This window comes from Enhygromyxa salina (assembly GCF_002994635.1).
Lineage (GTDB): Bacteria > Myxococcota_A > Polyangia > Nannocystales > Nannocystaceae > Plesiocystis > Plesiocystis salina_B.
Map to the genome: position 1 here is coordinate 1 of NZ_PVNL01000169.1, position 585 is coordinate 585.

Here is a 585-nt window from a genome sequence, read left to right on the forward strand (position 1 = left end):
CGGGCGTGCGCAGCGTCGATTGGGCCGAGGTCGTGGATCTGAAGGGGACCGGGACCGGGCACCTGGTGTGGTCGTCATCGCTGAGCTCGGGGCGCGGCGGCGTGCTTCGGTACATTGATCTGATGGGAGGGCAAAAGCCGCACTTGCTGATCGGGTCCCGCAACAACATGGGCGCCGAGACCAAGGTCGCGTACGCGCCGTCGACAAAGTTCTACTTGGCGGACAGGCGAGCCGGGAAGCCATGGGCGACGAAGCTGCCGTTTCCGGTGCAGGTGGTCGAGCGGGTCGAGAGCATTGATCACGTGACGCGCCAGCGGTACGTGCAGCACATGGCGTACCACCACGGGTACTTCGACGGGCAGGAGCGGGAGTTTCGAGGGTTTGGGATGGTGGAGAGCTGGGACACCGAGTCGTTCGAGGATTTTTCGAATGCGGGGTTGTTCTCGTTCGAGCAGTTTGACGCGGTGGAGGAGCAGCTGCACCAGCCGCCGGTGTACACGAAGAGCTGGTTTCACACGGGGGCGTTCTTGGGTGCGGAGCAGCTCGAGGAGCGGTTTTCTGCGGAGTATTGGGGCGGTGACGCGA

The 585-nt window shown here is 63.9% G+C and carries 1 protein-coding gene; it reads left to right on the plus strand.

Annotation, left to right across the window (positions count from 1 at the left end):
• The coding region (locus ENSA7_RS41255) for a toxin TcdB middle/N-terminal domain-containing protein (protein ID WP_280524075.1) at positions 1-585 on the plus strand (585 nt) is incomplete at both ends.